We start from the raw sequence: 19962 nt of genomic DNA, 5'->3' as shown, positions 1-19962 counted from the left end.
TCTCAGCTTAATGAAAAATGCGAATATAAATACTATGATACCATTATTTTTTAATAATTTATAGTTGTCAATATTAAACTTGTTTGTTATACATTTGTCATTATTTGTCAAGCTAAGAATAAAACAATGAACAAGTTTGGAAATCTTATTAGAGCGAAAAGAGAAGAACAGGAAATGCTCTTGCGCCATCTTTCTGCAACATTGGATATTGATACGGCTCAACTAAGCAAGATAGAACGAGGTGAGCGAACAGCAAAACGTGAGCACCTATTCCAGCTTATTCAAATTTTTAAATTGAACAAAGAAGAGGCTACAGCCCTTTGGTTGGCTGATCAGGTATATGCTGTTATTGCCAATGAAGATGAGGCTTTAAAAGCTTTGATTGTTGCTGAAGACGAAATAAAATTTCAAAGGAAACAAACTAAATAAATGGCTTATAGGATTTGCCAAAATATTGAAGAATGTAAAGAACAGCTAAAGGAGTTAGTAGATGCCTTTAATAAAGGGCATGCCGAATTTACCGATAGTAAATATAGTGAGGCTCAGGTAAGAATTGATTTTTTAAATCCCCTACTAAAATGTTTTGGGTGGGATGTTGATAATGAGGCTAAGAAAACCCAACTGTATAGGGAAGTTATCCAAGAAGAATCAATAGATATTGAAGAAGAGGATAAAATAACAAAAAAGAATCCAGACTATACTTTAAAGCAGTTCGGGGTAAGGTCTTTTTTCGTTGAAGCTAAAAAAGCTTCAATTGATATTGTTACTGCTAAAAATCCCGCATTTCAAATTCGGAGGTATGGGTGGAGTGCAAATTTGCCCTTTTCTGTGCTTACCAACTTTGAACATTTGGTGATTTATGACTGTACTTCAAAGCCAGAAGTGAATGATGCTGCAGCCGTCAACCGCTTCAAAGTTTTTCACTTCACAACGTTTTTACACAAGATTGAGGAACTATATGCTTTATTTTCATTTGAAGCGGTTAAATCCGGAAGCTTAGATTCAATAGAAACTGCCAATATAAAGGGTGAAGACTCCTTTGATGCTCATTTTCTTAGTCAAATTGAAAATTGGAGGCATGTACTTGCAGAAAATGTAGTAGCCAATAATGCTGATCTTACTCAGGATGGTATAAACTATCTTATTCAAAGATTAATTAATAAAATCATTTTTTTAAGAATTTGCGAGGATAGAGAAATAGAAAAATACGAGACATTAAAGAACATTTCGGATTATGATGAATTAAAACAGCTTTTCATTTATTCTGATAAAAAATATAACTCAGGACTCTTTAATTATATTGAAGAGGATCTTGCGCAGCAAATCACCATTGACGACCAAGTTTTAATTGATATTTTTGCTGAGTTGTACTACCCAATTAGCCCCTATGATTTCTCAGTGATTGACTCAGACATACTTAGTCAGATATATGAACAATATTTAGGAAACAAAATTGAGTTAGCGGCAGATTATTCGGTTTCTATTGTACAGGAGCCAGAAGTAGTTGCTTCCAATGGAGTGGTTCCAACTCCAAAGCGAATAGTAAAACAAATCATAACCGAAACTCTCGACACTTTATTTTCAGAGGCGGACTTTGAAAGGACTTTAGAATTTAAAATAGCAGATATATGCTGTGGTTCCGGAACATTTCTACTTTCAGTTTTTGATTATATTATTCACTACCGTGAGACACATTATTTTTCATTGGACACAGTTGAAGAAGGTTATTTAACAGAGATGAGTGATAATCAATTTCGTTTATCGCTTCGAGAAAAACATAATATCCTTGTTGATAATGTTTTCGGTGTAGACATAAATCCATATGCTGTAGAAGTAGCTCATTTTAGTCTTTTATTGCGCTTGATTGAAAATGAGAATGCATTAACTATTCAGAGTTTCTTGGATAGTACAGGTAAAAAAGTGTTGCCTAGTTTGGAAGGCAATATAAAATGTGGCAACTCTTTATTGGATGATAACTTTTTCACTTACAATGAGAATGCAGAAGATGATGACGAATTATTGTATAAAATCAATCCATTCAATTGGGAATATGAATTTCCTTTTTTAATAGAGACTAATGGATTTGATGCCATCGTCGGGAATCCTCCTTATGTAAGAATTCAGAATTTTGTAAAATACTCCCCAGAGGAAGTTGAGTATTACAGAAGCAAGGTTTCTCCCTATACTTATACTAAAAAGGACTTATTTGATAAGTATTATCTTTTTATTGAAAGAGCAATTATGCTTCTAAGAGAAGGAGGTCGTGTTGGTTTTATTGTGCCTCATAAGTTCTTTATTGTAAAAGGCGGTAAGAAATTGAGGGGTTATATAACTACAACTACTTCACTAGATAAAATAATTCATTTTGGAGTAACACAGATTTTTCCAGATAGAAGTACCTATACGGCTATCATTGTTTTATATAAGGAACAAAAAGAATATCTTGAATTTAGTAGGATAGATAGCTTAAGCGCAATAGATGTATTCAGTACAGCACCCATTGTTAACTATCGCAATAGTAATTTCAATTCGGATCCTTGGGTTTTTGTCTCAGAAAATGCAGCCGAATTATTTAATCGAATTGTTTCTTCGGAGACGGTACCATTAAAGAATATTGCCGAGATTCCTGTGGGTTTGCAAACAAGTGCAGACCCAATTTATATTTTCTCCCCAATCCAAGAAGATGCTACACATTACTATTTTTCAAAGAAAAGCATAACCTATAAAGTTGAGAAAGGAATATGTCGTGCGTGTTTATATGACGTCAGTTTTAATAGTTTCGATACGGTAGAAGCAAATAGCCAGATGATTTTTCCGTATGATATAGTCGATGGTAATGCCCACCTAATTTCAGATACAGTCCTCCAATCAAACTTCCCAGATTGTTGGGCCTATTTAAACTTATTTAAGAATGATCTGGAAAAAAGGAGCATCAATGGGGCAGACCCAAAATGGTATCAATACGGACGAAATCAAAGCCTAACTAAATTTCATAACACTGACAAGATAATTTTTCCAGTATTATCTACCTCTTCAAGTTATGTAATAGATACAAGTAACTTTCAATTCACTGGTGGTGGTAACGGTCCCTATTATTCTATAGTTTCAAAATCCGAATATTCCATTTATTACTTAGCAGGCTTGTTAAGCCACCCAGTTTTGGAAGCCATGGTAAAATCAAGAGCAAGTGAATTTAGAGGAGCATACTATTCACATGGCAAACAGTTCATTGAAAATTTGCCAATAAAAACAATAGATTTTAATAATCCTCTTGAGAAACGAGCTTACAATCAGATATGTTGTGTAGTAAAATCAATTATTGAAACTAAGAATAGACTAGATAATATAAAAATATATGCAAATCGAAGTGTAATGGATAGAAAACTTAACCGATTATATAATTATTTATATGTGCGGATAGATCATTTATACGGTTTTTCAAATGATGACATTGATAGTATAAAGGAGAAAAATTTATTTATTGCACCAATAGAATCATAGATGAAGGAGAACTTACAAAATAATACCAACATTGATTTTGATAAACTGAGAGGCGGTTATTACACTCCATCTCTTATTGCTGAATTTATATGCTCTTGGGCAATTCAGTCAGAAAATGATTTAGTATTAGAACCAAGTTGTGGAGATGGAAATTTCATTGAAGCTGCGATCCGAAGATTTAACGATCTGGGGCTTGAAGGTGAAAGCTTATATGGTAGAATTAAGGGAATTGAACTTATCTCACATGAAGCTTTAAAAGCATCCAATAGAGCTTCGCTTTATGGATTAAACAGAGATACTATTGTCAATAACGATTTCTTTAGTTTTATTTCTAACCAGGCTAACATAAGGTATAATGCTATAGTTGGAAACCCTCCATTTATTAGATATCAGAACTTTCCTCCTGAGCATAGAGATATTGCCATTAAGATGATGGAAGATTTAGGCTTTAAGCCTAATAAACTCACTAATATTTGGGTTCCTTTTTTAGTGATAAGTTCATCTTTGCTAACAAAAAATGGAAGGTTGGGGATGGTAATACCTGCCGAATTATTTCAGGTAAAATACGCTGAACAAACCCGAATATTCCTTTCAAAGTTTTTTGAACGAATTACTATTGTAACGTTCAAGAAATTGGTTTTTGACGGTATTCAACAAGAAGTAGTCTTGATGTTGTGTGAAAAGTCGGTTACCCATGCTCATGGAATTAGAGTTTTGCAATTAGATGACCTAGATCAGTTGTCAGATATTAATTTTAATGAAGTCTCAGAAACAGAAGTAGTAGATATCCAGCATGATACTGAAAAATGGACTAAATACTTTTTGAGTCCAAAAGAAATAGACTTCTTAAGAGCAATTAAGGTTAGTAACCGGATTCCTCTTGCCAAGAATATTTTAGATGCTGATGTAGGCATAGTTACTGGTCGCAACGAGTTTTTTATGCTAAAGCAATCTCAAGTAGAAGAATGGAATTTGCAAGACATCACAACAAAGGTAGTTAGCAAATCCAATCAGCTTTCTGGAATTATATTTAACAATGCAGACTTTGATGCAAACGCTGATAAAAACCTTCCAAATCAACTTTTCTTACCGCAGAATGTTGAAATTGAAAAATTAGATAAGAATAGCCAAAAATATATTGAGTATGGTGAGGAGAATGAATTTCACAAAGGATATAAGTGTAGAATAAGAAAAAAATGGTATATCACACCTTCTCTGTGGATTCCTCAAGGCTTTGCCTTGAGACAAGTACATAGATATCCTAAGTTGGTGTTAAATAATGTTGAGGCTTCTTCAACTGACACTATTCATAGACTTAGATTTATTTCGGAGGAATATAGCCCAGAAAGTATAACAATCTGTTTTCTTAATTCATTGACATTTGCATTTTCTGAAATTACTGGAAGAAGTTATGGGGGTGGAGTCATGACATTTGAGCCGACTGAGATTGAAGAACTTTTAATACCGGTAGTAGAGAACCATGGTATTGATGTTAATGTTATTGATGAATTAATACGTGAAGACAGAATTGAAGAGGTTCTTGATATAGTAGACAAAAAAGTTCTTATCGATCATTATGGATTTAGTTTAGAAGAAACTTTAGAATTAAGAAATATATGGTTAAAGATGTCCAATCGCAGAATTAACAGAGGAAAATCTGCAAAATCTAAATCAAAAAAATAAAGAGAATTTATAAGTAAGGCTTTGAGGGATCAATTATTGTAACTCTTCGACCCTCTCGCCCACAAACAATACAACTGGCGTATTCATAAATTTTACCCCTTGCTGGCGCGGGCGTCTCGCCCGTGAACACTACTACGGGCATATTCATAAATTTTACATAAAGAAACTGGCTGCTAGGGCTACAATCATAGTGAGCTAATGCTACAGTTAACCTCGTCTAATGCTAGGTTCAGTTACTGCTAATGTATGGTTCAAGGGGGTCGAGTGCTATCCGAATGTATGGTATAAGCTACATTTAAGGTACCCAAAGCCTAGGTTAAGGCTACTTTCATATTTCATTAGTTAGTTATTTAAGAACCTGTTCATTTATCTAATGCATAGATAATTTATTGTTAAATAGAATAGTCGAATTTCTAATAATAGTTAATAATCAGTAAACGATTTTGTTTACTAATTTCTTATACTTACTTTTGTAGTATAAATAACTTATGTTACCAAAAATAGCGAAGATAAAAGGAGTACATCCAGGGCTTATATTAGAACGTGAGATAAGGCGTAATAATATTAAAAGCTCTCAGCTGGCTTTGGCTATAAATGAGCATAAGCAAACCATCAGTGCCATAGTAAATCAAAGAAGAGGCATCAATCCAGAACTGTCTATTAAATTGGCAGATTATTTCCGGACGGAAGATGATTATTTTATGATGTTACAGGCAAGCTATGAAGTAAAAACAAAATTGGCTCAGACTAGTAAAGAAACTCCTAATCTAAATAATATTAGAAAAGTACTATTTTGGGATACCACTTTTGATAAAATAGATTGGAATAAAAACAAACGTGCCATTATAAAAAGAATACTGGAAAGAGGTAATGACATAGAAATCAATGAAATTATAGATTACTATGGGAAAGTTACCGTATCTAATATAGCTAAGTCCATAAAGCACTCCCGTTTAGCTGCATTTCAAAAGAATGCAGAAAAGTATAATCTTATTTGAGTTCTAAATGCCTTTACATTTGAACACAGTTTCAGACCTTCTTTGGGATTCCTTAATAACATTATTGGATTTTGAAGAATTTAATAGTTTTAGATTGGTAGGCGGTACATCACTAAGTTTACAGCAAGGTCACCGGGAATCGGTAGATATTGATTTATTCACCGATGAAAAATATGGTAGTATAGATTTCAATCGTTTAGAGGAGGTTTTAAATGAAACCTTTCCATATGTATACACATCTTCTATTGGTGAAGTTGTTTTTGGAAGGTCTTATTTCGTAGGCGAAGATGAAAATAATGCAATTAAACTGGATATATATTATACTGATCCTTTTGTATTTCCAATGATAGAGGATGATAATAATACGTTTGGCATCAATGGAAGAAATTGCAGCAATGAAGTTTGAAGTAATTGCAAATGGCGGACGTAAAAAGGATTTTTGGGACATTCATGAACTTCTTGATGTGTTCACTTTAGAGGAAATGTTAGGGTTCTATGAACAAAGATACCCTTATGGTTCAACAAGACAAGAACTATTGGAAGCTTGTTTGGACTTTTCAATTGCTGAAGACGATTTCATTCCTAATTGTTATAGAGATAAAGTTTGGGAGCTTATAAAAATTGATATCGAAGAGCAGGTACAAAATTTGTTGGATGCAGAAAATTAGTACAATAAAATTCCCATTCTAATAGCTTGCGCTTTTGTTTATTGAACTGCCAACAATTACCTAAAGTAATAGAAAAAGGCATTAATCAGAAAAGTAGGATGAGTTTAAGAGCATTATTCACCCCAAACCCCTATGACGCGATTTTGTTTTAATAATCTTTCGATTAATTATTGAATGCTCTAATAATATTGTTTTTATAAACTATTAGTTGAAATAATAATATCTTGACTGGAGAACAGCGTTTAATTAAGGGAGCACTTTGTAAAAGACTCAAAAAACGATTTTAGTGTATATTGGGCATTTTTTCTCAAGGATAAGTCAGAGACAATTGCTAAAATACCTATTTCACCCTTATATTTGAAATAAAGAGTTCTCAACTATTTCAAACTATGTGAAAGCATTGGACAGTTTATCCTTCAACACCAACATATCATTACTAACTTTTCGATCTAAGATCTTAGCGTAATGTTGTGTAGTCTTGAGAGATTTATGTCCCAACATTTTACTGACTGATTCAATGGGAACTCCATTAGAGAGTGTTACCGTTGTTGCGAAAGTATGACGCGCTAAATGGAAGGTTAAATTTTTGTTGATTTTGCACAAATCTGCTATCTCTTTCAAATAGGCATTCATTTTTTGATTGCTTAGCACTGGCAATAGAAGTTGGTTTCTTTGAATTTCTGAATCTTCAGCGTACTTTTCTAAAATAGCTTCAGCTGTGGGCAAAATTGGAATATTGCTTCGTGTGTCGGTTTTTGATCTATTAATTTTTATCCATTTTCCACCATCAATACCGATTACAACATTATTTGCAGAAAGCTTTTTTACATCCGAATAGGCTAAACCAGTAAAACAACAGAATATAAAAATGTCTTTAACTTGATCCAGTCTTTCAGTGTGTAGTTCTTTTTCAACCATTGTCTGAATTTCCTCAACAGTTAAAAACTCTCTATCAACTATTTTGAGCCTCGCTTTCCAATTTGTAAATGGATCTTTAGATATCCAATCGTTGGCGTATGCGATGCGGATTATTTTTTTAAAATTAGTAATGTATTTAATGGCCGTATTATGAGCGCAATTTCTCGTGGTTTTAAGATAATATTCGAAGCCTGTTATAAACTTGTGGTCAACATCTGTAACAGGAATGTCATTTACCTGATATTCTTTCTTAATATATTCTTTCACGTGTTTATTGGCAGTTCTGTAGCGTTCTGCCGTACCAGCGGCAAAATCCTTACCAATTAGTTTCTCAACTTTATTATTGTGCTCCTGAAAAATTTCTAACAGCATTTTATGAGTCTTATCCTTACCGAGATATCTATTTTTAATTCTTTTTGCTGTAATCAAGTCTTCATTCTCAGTCAATTCTTCTTGAATTCTGTATATTTTGTTCTGTATAACATTAATATACTTATTCAATTCTCGAGCTTCAGACGACGTACCTTTAATTTTTCCTGCAACTGAACTCCATTTTTCTAATAATACTTTTCGTTTGATGCTAAACTCACTTCGTTTTCCATTTACGGTAATACGTGCATATATAGGGGCGTTACCGTGCTTATCAACATCATTACCCCGAGGATAAAATATTATGGAAAAGCTTGATTGCATAGGTGCGTACTTTTTATTTACAATAAATATACTGAAAAATCCCACAAAAATAAAATATTTAACATCAGCAAAGTGTTGTTTACCAGTATTTCAAGCTTCATTCGGTGCGTAAAATAAAATAGAAAACATACGCACCGAATGCCGTACCTTTTATTTGATCTTGGATGAAATTATTTGAAATTGAAGAGAATTAAAAAACCCGATAAACATAGTGTTTATCGGGTTTTGGTGAGATTTAATTATCTCTAAGCGGAGAAAGAGGGATTCGAACCCCCGGAGGTGTTACCCTCAACAGTTTTCAAGACTGCCGCAATCGACCACTCTGCCATTTCTCCATTAGCGGGTGCAAATATAGAAAGCTTTTTTTGATTTTTTAAAGCTTTTTTTAAAACTTTTTATTCAAATATTGAAGCAGCCACCACTGCTTTCTGCTTACCCCAATATTTTTAGTAACTTTAATTCACAAACCAACTATAAATGAAACTCTTCAGTTTGCTTTTAATCTCCCTTATTTCATGTTTCGGTTTTTCCCAAAGCAAGAAGCAAGTGGCAATTAGAGAGCTTACCGTGGAGCAAGGATTGTCCCAAAACAGTGTGGTTAGCATCGCGCAGGACAATACCGGCTTTATGTGGTTTGCAACCCAGGACGGTTTAAACAAATATGATGGGCGAAATTTTGTTCACTACGATATTCAATTTGAGGATGTAACACGCCCGAGATACAGCAAGTTGGGCAAAATTTATGTGGATAAAACTGGGCAATTATGGATAGTTTCAAATTCCGGACGACTTCAAAAGTTTGATCATGAATCAAATACTTTTAAAAGCCAGCGGGAATATTTGCACTATTTATTTCTTGTGGTCTGGAGGATACGGGAAAAAGTCAATGCGCTATTGATGTTGAAGATACCTTGGATAGCTGGCAAAATACCTATAACATCCAAATGACCGAGGCCGTAGATAGTGAAGGAAACACACAGTCCTTAGAGGCATGTTTAATTAGAAAGGGATTGACTGAAGAATATATACAATCATTAAAAAATAGGCGGGGATGGTTGAATTCCAATGGAGGTTGTACCGCGGATGAAAAAAGCTCACTAAGCGCACCAATCAATAATCGTGTGAAGGAATTAGAAGAAGACATGGAAAGCACCTGGAACCGCTGCGAAGAAGTATATGGAAGTGGAGATTAATTTTTAATTGTTTAATTAGTAGCAAGAGGATAGCGGTAAAAGTTCAATATTTTTATCGCTATTTTTGTGATTCATACTAATATATTTTTTTCAAATGCCTTCAAAAACAATTGAGAGACTGCAATGGCGCTACGCCACCAAAAGGTTCGATTCGTCGAGAATCCTTTCAGAAGAAAAGTTGGATATATTAAAGGAAACCTTTAACCTTACCGCAACTTCCTACGGTCTTCAGCCCTTAAAATTGGTGGTCATCAGCAACGCCGAATTAAAAGCCCAATTGATGCCGCTAACCTACAACCAGCCACAGGTTCGCGATGCCTCGCACGTTTTAATATTGTGCGTTGAAAAAAAAATTAATGAAAATTTTATAATAGACCATTTCAAAAGGGTAGAAGGACAGCGAAATACGCCACGCACCATTTTAGAGCCTTTTGAGAAAAATCTGATAGCCTCCTTTACTGAAAAAAATAGTGAGGAAATAAAGGATTGGATGATAAACCAACTCTACTTAACACTTGGCGCACTTTTGACGGTATGTGCCGTTGAAAAAATAGATGCCTGCCCCATGGAAGGTTTTCAGCCGAAGAAATACGATGAACTATTGGGTTTGGATAAAATAGGTTTGGAATCTGTAATTGTACTTCCTGTGGGCTACCGCGACGAATCTGATTTTTTCATCAACCTCAAAAAAGTGCGCCGCGGCGTGGATGAGCTAATTATTGAAATAAATTAATTTTGAAAATTTTAACTACAAAATTTTAGGCTGAACGTGCAACTCTTACCTTTGATATTAGTGCTTACATAAATAAAACTGAAACAAAAAAAATTATGCCCGGATTTGAAATTTTTGGCGCCGAAGAGCGCAAGCAGGTAAACGAAGTGTTGGAAACAGGCGTATTGATGCGCTACGGCTTTGACGGTATGCGCAACAACCATTGGAAGGCCAAAGAGTTTGAGACCGCCTTCGCCAAAAGAATGGGCACTGAATATTGCCAATTGGTTTCCAGCGGAACGGCGGCCTTAACGGTTGCTCTGGCCTCGGCTGGCATCGGTGCGGGCGATGAGGTTATTATGCCCACCTTCACCTTCGTGGCGAGTTTTGAATCTATTTTGGCCTTGGGAGCGGTTCCTATTTTGGTGGATATTGACGACACCCTTACTCTTGACCCCAAAGCCGTGGAAGCTGCAATCACTTCAAAAACCAAATGTGTAATGCCAGTACACATGTGCGGCTCGATGGCAGATTTGGATGCCCTAAAGGCAATTTGCGAAAAGTATAACTTAATTCTTTTGGAGGATGCCTGTCAAGCTCCCGGCGGTACATATAAAGGGAAACCATTGGGCAGCTACGGCCACTTGGGCTGTTTTTCATTTGATTATGTAAAGACCATTACCTGTGGCGAAGGCGGTGCGATAATTACCAACAATGCAGAATTCGCAAAACACGCAGACCATTACCAAGACCACGGACACGACCATGTTGGGAAGGACCGCGGCGTGGAAAGCCACCCTTTTATGGGATATAATTATAGAATTTCCGAATTGAATGCCGCTGTCGGTTTGGCGCAATTGGGCAAACTGGATGGAATTTTAAGGACTCAAAAGGAAAATTATACGATTCTTCGCGAAGCATTGGAAACCGTAGATGGGGTAACTTTCCGAACGGTTCCCGAAGGCGGTGAGGAAAACTATTCGTTTTTGAATTTTTTCCTTCCTACGGAAGAATTAGCTAAAAAGGCCCATAAAGCTTTATCAGAGAATGGCGTAGATGCCTGTTTTTATTGGTACACCAACAACTGGCATTATATAAACGGTTGGGAACATTTGCGAAATCTGAAATCTTTAGGAAATCTTCCTTCTGAACTGAAAAAGCAAATGCAGGATCTGAACAATACCGATTTTTCAAAAAGTGATGCCGTTATGGGCAGGACCATTTCTTCACTTATAAAGATTGGTTGGTCCGAAAAGCAGGTAAGGGATAGGGCAGAAGCTATGAAAAACGCGATTGCCTCAGTCTTTTAGTAGTTTACATACTCTGTAATTTCCAAACCATAGCCTATCATCCCAACACGCTTGGTCTGCTCGCTGTTTGAAATAAGGCGGATTTTATGGATTCCCAAATCGTGAAGAATTTGGGCTCCAATCCCAAAATCCTTGCTGTCCATTTCAATACGCGGAGCTTTGGCAATTTCGTTTGGTTTTTGGGCTTCTTTCAGCTCTTTTAAACGGTTTAAGAGATTTAGCGATTGGCTCTGCTGGTTTATGAAAACAATAGCGCCTTTCCCTTCCCCGTTGATTACGTTGAACATATCATCCAATTTCTGTTCGGCGTTGTTGGTGAGCGTTCCCAAAATGTCGCCATTTACCAAGGTTGCATTTACACGAACCAACACAGGTTCATTTTCTTTCCACGAACCTTTTGTAAGCGCGATGTGAATTTGGTCGTTTGTGGTCTGTTTGTAAGCGCGAAGCCTGAAATCCCCAAATTTTGTATTTATTTTGAAGTCTTCCTTTTTTTCAATCAAGGAATCATTTTCCATTCGGTATTTTACCAAATCTTCGATGGAAATGAGTTTCAAATCAAACTTCTTGGCAACCTTCATCAATTCTGGAAGGCGCGCCATCGTACCATCTTCATTTAAAATTTCAACCAAAATACCCGCAGGTTTCAACCCTGCCAAACGCGCCAGATCGATTGCGGCCTCGGTATGTCCGGTCCGTCTTAACACGCCGCCCTGCTTTGCACGAAGCGGAAATATATGTCCCGGTCTACCCAAATCGCTGGCTTTTGTGTTTTCATCAACTAGGGCTTTAATGGTTTTTGAGCGGTCGTGAACCGAAATGCCCGTGGTACAACCGTGACCAATCAAATCTACCGAAACGGTAAATTGGGTGTGGTGCAATACGGTGTTGTTTTCCACCATCATATTCAAGTCGAGGGCATTGCATCTATCCTCGGTTAAAGGCGCACAAATAAGCCCCCTTCCGTGGGTTGCCATAAAATTGATCATTTCTGGCGTCACCATTTCGGCGGCGGCAATAAAATCTCCTTCATTTTCCCGGTTTTCATCATCAACTACAATAATTATCTTTCCATTGCGAATATCTTCAATGGCTTCTTCAATAGTGTTGAGTTTTACGGAATTTTCTTTTTCTGTGGAAATCATAGCTTTAAATATGTGTGCAAAGATATAAAATGTGGGCTGTAATTGGTTAAAAGAGATTTTGGATTATAGTATTCCTATTCAGACTTCTTTTTTCTTTTTATTCCAAACAAGCGCCCAATACGCTGCATAAATGAATCAAAATCAAAAATACCTTGGTCTGTGGTTGCGCGGTAGGTGAGCCAAATACTCAAAGGAAGCATAATCGCAGTACTTAGCCAAGTAGCGATAAAAGGGTGCATTGTGCCATCCTCTGCACTGTTTTTGGCAAAAATACCGATAAAGTGGTAGGTTAAAAATAGTAGAATTGCTACAACCATAGGCAAGCCCATTCCACCTTTTCTAATGATGGCACCAAGCGGTGCCCCCACAAAAAACAAAATAATACAAGCAATGCCCAAAGCATATTTTTCGTGCAATGCTATTTCGGTTTTGTTCAGTCTTTTGGTTTTATTTTTAAATTCTACCTTTTTTGCATCCACGGTTTGTAGGGTTCCTTTGGCATTGTTTAGTGCAAGTTTTACAATTTGCAATTGATGGGCTGGATTATAAATTTCAAGAATGGAGCTTATTGCGGGAGGTTTTGCAGAATCACTAATTTTATTTTCCTTAAATTTTTCTACACCGCTGCGATAGTACATATTCTTGGTGTAAGACTGGATATCGGTGGAATAACTCTCTGAAAGCGAATCAATCTCCACACGTAATTCGCTGATGTTATACATGTTTTGATTATTGAGATTGTTCTCCTTATCAATGTCCTTATTGTTCAGTTCAGTAAGGTCAATATTGATGGAATATTCGTCAAAATAGCTTTTTGCAAAGGGTTCGCCTTTTTGTTTCCCCGGATTTTTGGTCTGGATTTCCTCGTAATAATTTCCCTCCTTTAAAATTAGCGAAAGTGTATTGCTGCCTTCTTCACTGGCTAGCTCCCCGTTGTTTGCAATTATTACGGTATAATTTCCGTTGGGTTTTGTTTCATTTTTTTTATGAATAACCACGTCTTCCAAAAATTGGTCGCGATCGCCAGTTTTCTTTTCCACCTTTATGTTGAACATATCACCAATTTGGCTGAACTGCCCCTCAGAAATAACCATGGAAGGCTGAAACTGCGAAATATTCCGCCGCAGGTTCTGCCATTTATATTCGGAATAGGGGATAACATTGTTTGCGAAAAAGAAAGCGGTTATGGAAAGTACGATGATAAAACCGATAACGCTACCCATAGCGCGTTGCAAGGAAATTCCCGTCGATTTCATCGCGGCAAATTCATATTTTTCCGCAAAACTTCCAAACACCATTAACGAAGTCACCAAAATAGTAAGTGGAAGCACCAAGGGAATCAGTCGGGGGGAAACATACCAAAGAAACTTCAGCACAATCCAAACATCCAAGTCTTTTCCGGCAAGTTCGGAAATGTAGAGCCAGATGGTCTGCAGCACAAATATGAACATTAAAATAATGAAGACGCTCAAGAACGTCTTCAAATATGTAACCAATATGTACCTATCCAGTATTTTCACTTATGCTGCTATAGCTTATTTATGTAGTAACCGTCTTTCTTATATTTGGCCTCGTCAAAAGTAAACAAGGTTTTGGAAACCGGTTGGTTTGTTTTAAATGAATTTACGGTAAGGGTATATTTTGTGCCCTTGTCATCGGTTTGAATCAGCTTGTAAATATGCTTCGTTTGTACATCAATACCCAACAGAATGTCTTTTATTTCAGCTTTTGAGTCAATTGGTATAAGCTTTATATACTGAATTTTTCTGCCCTTCACATTTTGCTCAATGTCCATTTTATAGGTATAGCCCTTTTCGTAAAAAGTCAACATTTTTGAAGGGGTAATTTCCTTGTCATCCTTTGGATTATAAGCCGAAATGGTTACTTCTTCATCTTCGGGAACTATGGTGTAAATATTTTTTCCGTCAAAAATTCGGGTCGTTCCAAGCATGTTCAAAACATATTTATCGCCCTGTAGCGTAACATCGCCACGGGTTTCTTGGTTTACGTTTTCCTTGGAATTATTCAAATTATACTTAAAATCGATTGAAATGTTATCGTAGCTCTTTGCTTTTGCTGAAACCTCTTTCAAAAGTGTCTTTGCATCCTGTGCCTGAGAAAAAGTAGTGATAAAAAGAGCGATTAAAAGAATACCTAATTTTTGCATTTTAATTGTCATTTTGTTCATTATCTAAAAGTTGGTTTAACGCATCTATTGTTGGAACCAAGACTTGCCGTGCCTTGCTGCCCTCAAAGGGGCCCACAATACCTGCCGCTTCCATTTGATCGATAATTCTTCCAGCCCGATTGTATCCCAGTTTCAACTTTCGCTGTAACAGAGATGCGGAACCTTGCTGTGCAATTACCAATACTTCTGCAGCTTCACGGAAAAGTTTGTCGCGTTCCTCTATGTCAATATCAAGAGTTGTGCCACCTTCCTCACCCTCATATTCTGGCAGCAAATGTGCATCGGGATATGCTTTTTGTGAACCGATAAATTCCGTAATATCTGCTACTTCGGGCGTATCAACAAATGCGCACTGAATACGTGTTAACTCATTGCCCTGCGTGTAAAGCATGTCACCACGGCCAATTAGCTGGTCTGCACCCGAATTGTCCAAAATGGTCCGGGAATCAATTTTACTGGTAACCCGAAAGGCAATACGGGCCGGAAAGTTAGCTTTGATGATACCCGTAATTACGTTTACCGAGGGCCGTTGCGTGGCAATAATCAAATGGATTCCGATTGCCCGCGCAAGCTGCGCCAAACGTGCAATGGGCGTTTCCACTTCTTTTCCCGCGGTCATAATCAAATCGGCAAATTCATCAATTACCAAAACAATGTAGGGCAAAAACCGATGTCCTTCGTTGGGGTTCAGTTTTCGGTTTTTGAATTTTGTGTTGTATTCCTTTATGTTGCGCACCATGGCATCCTTCAGCAAGTCGTAACGGGCGTCCATTTCAATACAAAGGGAGTTCAATGTGTTGATAACCTTTGCGGTATCTGTAATAATAGCTTCTTCGGTGTCGGGCAATTTTGCTAAATAATGACGTTCAATTTTGTTGAAAAGCGTCAGTTCCACTTTCTTTGGATCTACCAAAACGAATTTCACTTCCGCAGGGTGTTTTTTGTATAAAAGAGAGGTCAATACAGCATTCAGCCCAACCGATTTTCCTTGCCCAGTGGCGCCAGCCATTAGCATGTGCGGCATTTTAGCCAGATCTACCACAAAGGTTTCATTGCTTATTGTTTTTCCAAAGGCGATGGGCAGTTCCATTTCGGCATTTTGAAATTTAGCCGAAGCAATCACCGAACGCATGGAAACAATTTTTGCATTTTTATTCGGCACCTCAATCCCAATAGTACCACGACCGGGAATAGGCGCTATAATACGGATACCCAAAGCCGAAAGTGATAGTGCAATATCGTCCTCAAGGTTTTTGATTTTTGAAATACGGATACCTGCATCGGGCACAATCTCGTAAAGGGTTACTGTTGGCCCAACGGTTGCCTTTATGTTTGCGATGCCTATTTTATAATTGCTGAGCGTTTCAACAATTCGGTTTTTGTTTTCCTCAAGCTCCTCTTGATCGATGGTTATCGCAGCGCCCACGGTATGGTCGCGCAGGAGCTCGATGCTAGGAAATTTGTAATTGCTCAGTTCCAGTTTTGGGTCAAATTCCCCAAAATCCTTTACAAGTTTATCACTCAGGTTTTCTATTTCCTCTTCGTCGGCAGCCTGTTCCACTTCCATTTCCACATCGCCTTCCACATCAGATTTGAGGATGATTTTTTCTACTGGTGGGGCAGGTGGAGGGCTTACCTTTTCTTCAATAAAAGGTTCTGGAATATCCTCTTCGTCTTCATCTTCAATTTCACTGTTTACAGTTGAGGTTTTGTGGTCAGTTTTATTTTCATCGGAAACAAACTCTGAAGCAATTTGTTTTTTGGAGCTTTTAAAAGCATCGATTGCCATTTCGGGCGTAAGCTTTAATCGAACTACCAAATAGACAATCAATATAAAAATCATTACCAGCATAGCGCCAACCAAACCTAAATAATCCTGCATGAGGTCGTTGGTTTCAAAACCGATGATACCGCTGAAAAGTGTTGTTTTTTCTCCAAAAAAACCAAAGAAAACTGAAATCCAAAGCATTAAAAGCAAGCCCCAAAACCAAAACTTAGTCAACTGTTTTTTGGCATAGTCGAAAAAATAATAAATTCCCGTTAAGGTTACCAAAAAGGCAAAAATAAAGGCTGAAATCCCGAAACCGTCATAAATGAAGAAGTGCGCCACGTTGGCTCCAAACTTGTTGAGCCAATTTTTGGTTTGCAATTCGCGTTCTGCCAAAACACCAATTTCGCTTTGGTCTGCCTGCCAAGTAAAAAAGTAGGAAACAAAAGAAAACAACAGTGCCAATCCCAACAAAAACAAAAAGCTACCTAAAAGTATTTTCTGTTGTTTGGACAGCGAAAAGCTTATTTTTTTACGGGGTGTTTTAGTTGTTGATTTTTTCTTTTTGGCCATTAATGGAACGGTTGTCTTTTCAGCAAAAATACAAATATCAATGAGGAAAATTTGAAATTATAAAAAACAAATTCAAATTTTAAATTTCAAGTGAAAAGGTTCAATACTCTTAACGTTGGGAACGCCTAAAAGTATATAAGAGAATAAAAGTTCGTCCTTTAAACTTTCTGACAGAAAGTAGGTTAACGTGATAAAAACTTAGCTCAGCAAATTATACATTATTAAAAGTTTACCCTCACGTTTCCATTGAATCCAACCATTTGCAACGGTTTTAAAATCGCCATTTAAGAGTAAAACTTTCATCCAAACACCTTTAATTTGAACGGCTCTCATAAATTGGTGAGGCGTGTTTACCTTGCCGGAATTTTCAAAGGAGCGCTCATGCACTTTTTCTTTTGAATAGGGTAAAAATTCAACCGAGTGCATACTTAAAAGAAATTCGGGCCAGTATATTAATCGTCCGGCACGCCTATCTACATAAGAAGTTTGACCGTTGGTTTTATTTACTACTACTTCAATAAAATCTTCGCTTACACTCATCACTTTAAAATTTAGCCTATCATAATCCAATTTTAAATATTCTGGCACCAAAAATGGGGGAGCGGTGGCAATTTCAAATTGGTTAAATTTATATCGTTTAAATGTGATACTGTCATAGGGAGCGTGGTCCATCAATGATTTTTCGAGATTGAGATTTACGTAGAAATACAGCGTAGGGCTTTCGTAATAATTGGGTGAAAAAAAGCCCATTCCCATTTGGCTGTTTTCTTCATTCAAGATTTTTTGGGGAACCCCGTCATTAATGTGACGGGAATATAGCTTTGCCATTCCCAATGGTTCTGTTTGCGGGGTTGGAGTAGTAGATGGAGGGTCAAATTTTTCACTTTCTTCCTTTTCAAGTTTATCTCGCTGCTGAAACTCAAGATATTTATAGCCTATCGCGGCCAGCAAAAGGATTAATAAAAAAACGTTTATTTTAACAAGCAATTTCGTAGCAACATAATAGGCTATAAAAAAGGAGGCAATAAACCCCACTCCCGCAAAAAGTACTCCATAGCCCACAACTATTGCACCCCCCGCGAGTCCTTGATTTTTACCGGCATCAATAGCGCCAGCAAAATAAAGCCCAATTATAAAACACCCTAAAAGCATCAGGATGTAAAAGCCAATACTGGAAGGTTTCAGAAGTTTTTTCATCCTTAAAAGTTTAAGGTTTTGGTAATTGCTTCCCCTTTTTTCACTTCTACGGTTACAATTTGTGTTTTGCGATCTTTATAATTTCCAAGGGGTGCCACTTTTACTTTATAGGTTCCGGGATTCAATAAAAATTCTTTGCCACGGCTATAGGTCCTGCCTCCTGCAACATTTTTACCAGAAAGGCTTTCATCAATTGTAACTACACTGTCTATGGAGTTTCCATCTGCTTTCGCATCAATAAAAGCGGTGCCTGTGGTAAAATTGTGCGATATAGGTTTAATTCCACTAGCTTCAACTTTTACGTTTTCAATTTCGGTGGATGTTTCAAGTCCTTTCATATCGCCCAATGCCTGTATTGAAACTTTATAAATCCCTGGATTTACTTCTACTTCCTTAGGTTCGTTATAGGTTCGGAGAGAGGCTACGGTTTTTCCGTTTACGTCCAAAACCTTGACCATACAGTCCCAGTTTTTACCGTTATTTGTGGTGGTGACATCTATTTTTCCACCGTCAAAACTGATGGTTTTATGTGTTATTTTATCTTCAAAACTTTGTATCCCTTCCACGGAAACCATTTTTACATCGCTACCTTCAAGTGGAGTAACCCCAAAATTGTATTTGCTGGGAGGTAAGTAGAAATAGGCAGTATCCTTATATGTTCGAACGCTTATGGGAGCGCGTTTTGCAACAACATCGTACGCTTTCACCCAAGCATCTATTGCTACGCCGTTTTTAACGGCATACACCGAAACATTTCCTTTTGGCTTATCAACGGTTTCCGCAGTGGCATCATTCATTACATCACTTAGTCCACTGGCATCTGCAGCATCGTAATATTTTCCCTCTCCCGCATTTGCGACGCACCTAAGTTGTTCGGTTTCGTTTGCTTTTAAGCCGAAGCCCACAATGTGCAATCTAAAATCAATCCCTTCTTTTTTGGCAGCTGTTACTACCTCGCCGATATTGCCGTTGCAGGATTCAATGCCATCCGTTATTAAAATAATGGTTGCTTTTTTCTTTGATTTTCGAAGTCCGTCAATTACTTGTGAAGCAGCGTATGCCAAGGGAGTCATTCCCAAGGGCTTTATCTTTTTTAAGGAAGAGTTTATTTCACCTTTTGAACTATTTTCCATGGAAACCAAAGTTTCCACATCTTTGCAATCTCCCTTTTTCCGATGGCCGTAGGCAACAAGGCCCACGTTTTGGTTTGGGGGAAGCTTATTCACCGTAGTTGAAAGAACCTCAGTGGCTATTTCCATCTTGGTCTTGCCTTGCATTTGGCCCCACATGGAGCCACTGGCGTCATAAATAAAAATAATGGGAGAAGGGGCTTCGGATTGTGCAGAAAGCTGAATTGAAAACAGCAGTAGACACAAAATTGTGGCTAATTGCTTCATAATGAAATTGGTTGGTTG

At 37.1% G+C, this 19962-nt stretch carries 17 protein-coding genes and 1 tRNA gene; 10 read left to right on the top strand and 8 right to left on the bottom strand.

The window, feature by feature from the left end; genetic code table 11:
- The first annotated feature begins 126 nt into the window (after nucleotides 1-126).
- From MB09_RS03415 to MB09_RS16340, 6 genes are all read left to right on the top strand, one after another.
- Entirely contained in the window at nucleotides 127-429 is a 303-nt protein-coding gene (locus MB09_RS03415) for a helix-turn-helix domain-containing protein (RefSeq protein ID WP_045079482.1), read from the top strand.
- Nucleotides 430-3501, top strand: coding sequence for an Eco57I restriction-modification methylase domain-containing protein (locus MB09_RS03410; protein ID WP_045079481.1), 3072 nt, complete (start codon nucleotides 430-432; stop codon nucleotides 3499-3501).
- The gene (locus MB09_RS03405) at nucleotides 3502-5184 is read left to right on the top strand and encodes an Eco57I restriction-modification methylase domain-containing protein (protein ID WP_045079480.1); all 1683 of its coding nucleotides are present in this window, start codon (nucleotides 3502-3504) and stop codon (nucleotides 5182-5184) included.
- A 488-nt stretch (nucleotides 5185-5672) separates the two neighbouring features.
- Nucleotides 5673-6182 (top strand): HigA family addiction module antitoxin, encoded by a 510-nt coding sequence (locus MB09_RS03400; protein ID WP_045079479.1) that lies wholly within the window; start codon nucleotides 5673-5675, stop codon nucleotides 6180-6182.
- Nucleotides 6183-6201: 19 nt separating this feature from the next.
- Nucleotides 6202-6588, top strand: coding sequence for a nucleotidyl transferase AbiEii/AbiGii toxin family protein (locus MB09_RS16345; protein WP_240484800.1), 387 nt, complete (start codon nucleotides 6202-6204; stop codon nucleotides 6586-6588).
- Nucleotides 6578-6850, top strand: coding sequence for a hypothetical protein (locus tag MB09_RS16340; protein ID WP_240484799.1), 273 nt, complete (start codon nucleotides 6578-6580; stop codon nucleotides 6848-6850). Before MB09_RS16345 ends, MB09_RS16340 begins: the two co-directional genes overlap by 11 nt.
- Nucleotides 6851-7237: 387 nt before the next feature.
- Here MB09_RS16340 and MB09_RS03390 read toward each other — a convergent pair whose 3' ends face one another.
- A complete protein-coding gene (locus tag MB09_RS03390; RefSeq protein WP_045079478.1) occupies nucleotides 7238-8461 on the bottom strand; it encodes a site-specific integrase in 1224 nt (407 codons plus the stop codon).
- A 250-nt stretch (nucleotides 8462-8711) separates the two neighbouring features.
- Nucleotides 8712-8796, bottom strand: a tRNA-Ser gene (locus MB09_RS03385).
- A 142-nt stretch (nucleotides 8797-8938) separates the two neighbouring features.
- Between MB09_RS03385 and MB09_RS03380 the strand changes: the two genes are divergently transcribed.
- The 4 genes from MB09_RS03380 (at nucleotide 8939) to MB09_RS03365 (ending at nucleotide 11676) form a co-directional block, all read left to right on the top strand.
- Nucleotides 8939-9409 carry a ligand-binding sensor domain-containing protein gene (locus MB09_RS03380; protein ID WP_045079477.1) on the top strand — a complete coding sequence of 157 codons (471 nt, stop codon included), beginning with the start codon at nucleotides 8939-8941 and terminating at the stop codon, nucleotides 9407-9409.
- Nucleotides 9406-9654, top strand: a complete 249-nt coding sequence (locus tag MB09_RS03375) for a hypothetical protein (RefSeq protein ID WP_045079476.1) — start codon at nucleotides 9406-9408, stop codon at nucleotides 9652-9654. The genes MB09_RS03380 and MB09_RS03375 overlap by 4 nt, the downstream gene beginning before the upstream one ends.
- A 94-nt stretch (nucleotides 9655-9748) precedes the next feature.
- Complete coding sequence (locus tag MB09_RS03370) at nucleotides 9749-10387, top strand: NAD(P)H-dependent oxidoreductase (protein WP_045079475.1); 639 nt, start codon at nucleotides 9749-9751, stop codon at nucleotides 10385-10387.
- A gap of 95 nt (nucleotides 10388-10482) precedes the next feature.
- On the top strand, nucleotides 10483-11676 hold the full coding sequence (locus MB09_RS03365; RefSeq protein ID WP_045079474.1) for a DegT/DnrJ/EryC1/StrS family aminotransferase: 1194 nt from the start codon (nucleotides 10483-10485) through the stop codon (nucleotides 11674-11676).
- On the opposite strand, the gene ribB is transcribed toward MB09_RS03365, so the two are convergent.
- From ribB to MB09_RS15395, 6 genes are all read right to left on the bottom strand, one after another.
- Entirely contained in the window at nucleotides 11673-12821 is a 1149-nt protein-coding gene (gene ribB / locus MB09_RS03360) for a 3,4-dihydroxy-2-butanone-4-phosphate synthase (RefSeq protein WP_045079473.1), read from the bottom strand. The genes MB09_RS03365 and ribB overlap by 4 nt on opposite strands.
- 74 nt (nucleotides 12822-12895) lie before the next feature.
- Entirely contained in the window at nucleotides 12896-14341 is a 1446-nt protein-coding gene (locus MB09_RS03355) for an LptF/LptG family permease (protein WP_052671280.1), read from the bottom strand.
- A gap of 8 nt (nucleotides 14342-14349) precedes the next feature.
- Nucleotides 14350-14988, bottom strand: a complete 639-nt coding sequence (locus MB09_RS03350; protein ID WP_045079767.1) for a LolA family protein — start codon at nucleotides 14986-14988, stop codon at nucleotides 14350-14352.
- Between the two features lies 1 nt (nucleotide 14989).
- Nucleotides 14990-17350: an FtsK/SpoIIIE family DNA translocase gene (locus tag MB09_RS03345; protein WP_045079471.1), complete on the bottom strand. Its 2361-nt coding sequence runs from the start codon at nucleotides 17348-17350 to the stop codon at nucleotides 14990-14992.
- 198 nt (nucleotides 17351-17548) lie between these two features.
- Nucleotides 17549-18547, bottom strand: coding sequence for a hypothetical protein (locus MB09_RS03340; RefSeq protein WP_045079470.1), 999 nt, complete (start codon nucleotides 18545-18547; stop codon nucleotides 17549-17551).
- A gap of 2 nt (nucleotides 18548-18549) precedes the next feature.
- Entirely contained in the window at nucleotides 18550-19944 is a 1395-nt protein-coding gene (locus MB09_RS15395) for a vWA domain-containing protein (protein ID WP_052671279.1), read from the bottom strand.
- Between the last annotated feature and the right edge of the window lie 18 nt (nucleotides 19945-19962).

The sequence above is a fragment of the Aequorivita vladivostokensis genome (assembly GCF_000952855.1).
GTDB classification, from domain to species: Bacteria; Bacteroidota; Bacteroidia; order Flavobacteriales; family Flavobacteriaceae; genus Aequorivita; species Aequorivita vladivostokensis.
Note: the sequence above shows the minus strand (reverse complement) of the source record. Positions and strands in the feature narration are given on the sequence as shown.